The organism is Saccharomonospora halophila 8, assembly GCF_000383775.1.
GTDB lineage: Bacteria > Actinomycetota > Actinomycetes > Mycobacteriales > Pseudonocardiaceae > Saccharomonospora > Saccharomonospora halophila.
The window spans coordinates 46,642-48,963 of the sequence record NZ_KB912526.1 but is presented as its reverse complement, the minus strand read 5'-3'; the positions used below and the strand labels follow the sequence as shown (position 1 = coordinate 48,963).

The 2,322-nt window shown below is 72.9% G+C and carries 1 protein-coding gene; it reads left to right on the top strand.

Annotation, left to right across the window (positions count from 1 at the left end; translation table 11 throughout):
* Positions 1-42: 42 nt before the first annotated feature.
* Positions 43-2,322: glycosyltransferase (locus SACHA_RS21030; protein WP_408640319.1), on the top strand; the 2,280-nt coding region annotated here is incomplete at its 3' end.

Here is a 2,322-nt window from a genome sequence, read left to right as displayed (position 1 = left end):
GGCGCCGCACCGCTGCGCGACCCGGCGCCCGCGGACGACCCGGTGCCCGCGTATGACCCGGTGCCCGCGGACGGGGACGCGCTGCGGCTGCGGCTCAAGCGCTACGCCACGGAGCGGGACTGGCTCCGGGAGAACAACGGGACGTTGCGTTCCCGGGTCGACGCCCTGGAGGAGGAGAACGCCACGCTGCGGGCCCACCAGTCCGCCCTCGCGCAGAAGGTGATCGGCCGGTACCGCGGGATGATCGAGCGGGTGGCCCCCCGGGGCACCATCCGCCGGGACCTCTACGAGAGCGCGCTGGGCAGGCCGAAGGGCGTCGCGCCCGCCCCGCGGCTGGAGACCGGTCCGGTGACGGTGCCCACCAGCGCCGAACCGGTGGTCAGCGTGATCATCCCGGTGTACGGGAAGTGGCCCTGGACCCGGCGCTGCCTCGCCTCGATCGCGCGGCGTCCGCCGGTCACCCCGTTCGAGGTGATCGTGGTGGATGACGCCTCCCCGGACGACACGGCGGAACGGATCGCCTCCTGCGCCGGGGTGCGGCTGGTGCGCACCGAACGCAACGGCGGATTCATCGGTGCGTGCAACCTCGGTGCCGGGCACGCACGCGGCGAGCTGTTGATGTTCCTCAACAACGACACCGAGGTCCACGACGGGTGGCTCGACGAGTCGGCCGCGGTGCTGCGGGACGATTCCGGGATCGGACTCGTCGGGTCCAAGCTGGTCTATCCGAACGGGACACTCCAGGAGTGCGGGGGCATCGTCTGGGCGGACGGGTCCGGGTCGAACTACGGCCGGGGCAGCCCCGCGGACGAACCACGCTTCGCGACGCTGCGGGACGTCGACTACTGCTCCGGTGCGGCCCTGCTGGTGCGCGGGGACGTGTTCGAAACGGTCGGCGGTTTCGACCCCCGTTACGCACCCGCCTACTACGAGGACACCGATCTGGCCTTCGCGGTGCGCGCGGCCGGGTACCGCACCGTGGTGCAACCGGCCTCGGTGGTCATCCACGACGAGGGCGTGTCGAACGGGACCGACACCGCACGCGGGGTGAAGCGCTATCAGCGACTCAACCGCACGGTTTTCGCGGAGAAGTGGGCCCACGCCCTGGTGTCCCACCGCGCCCGGGCGAGCAGACGCAACCTCTGGGCCGCGCGCAGCCGGACCGCGCAGGGCCACGACGGGGGGTTCGTCGTCGTGGCCGACCACCGCCTGCCGCGCACCGACGAGGACTCCGGCTCGGTCCGGATGATGCGGATCCTCGAACTGCTCGTCCGACTCGACCAGCGGGTGGTGTTCTTCCCCGGGGACGACGACCTCGCCGACCTGCGCTACGCCGGGCCGCTGTACCGGGCCGGGGTGACCATCGTCGGCGACCGGCGTCAGCAGGAGGATTTCGTGCGCGACGTCGGTCCGGAGATCCGGCTCGCGGTGTTGTCCCGCCCGCAGGTCGCGTGGCAGTGGCTGGAGCCGCTGCGCGAGCACGCCCCCGACTGCACGATCGCCTACGACACGGTCGACCTGCACCACGTGCGCCTGGGGCGGCACGCGGAGCTGGCGCGCTCGCTGGACGACACCGTGGAGGCCGATTCCCTGCGACGGCGCGCGGAGGCGCTGCGGCAACTCGAACTCGGGTTGGCGCGGGCCTGCGACGTCACGTTCACCGTGTCCGACACCGAACGCGACCTGCTCGCCGTCGAGGCGCCGGAGGCACGGGTCGAGGTGCTGTCCAATGTGCACGACGTCGATCCGGCGCCCGCGTCGCCGCGGGGACGGTCCGGGGTGCTGTTCGTCGGCGGGTTCGACCATCGGCCCAACCGGGACGCCGCGTGCTGGCTCGTCGAGGAGGTCATGCCCGAGGTGCGCGAGCGGTACCCGGACGCCGTCGTCCACATCGTCGGTAGCAACCCGCCGCCCGAGGTGCTCGACCTCGGGAGTACGGACGCCGACGACGGGTCCGTGGTGGTGCACGGATGGGTGGACGACCTCGCCACGATGTACGACGGGGCCCGGGCGGTGGTCGCTCCGCTGCGGTTCGGTGCCGGTGTCAAGGGCAAGGTCGGTGAGGCGATGGCGCACGGTGTCCCCGTGGCGGCCACGACGGTCGCGGTGGAGGGGATGGGCCTCGTCGACGGTGCGGACGTGCTGGTCGGGGACACGGCCGGACTCCTCGCCGACCGCATCGCCACGCTGCTCGACGACGACGGGGTGTGGCGGCGGCTGTCGGACGCGGGCAAGCGGGCCGTCGACGCCCGGTTCGGCCCGGAGGTGGCCGGGAAGACGCTGGCGGCGTTACTGCCCGGGGCCGGGGAACAGCGGCGGCAC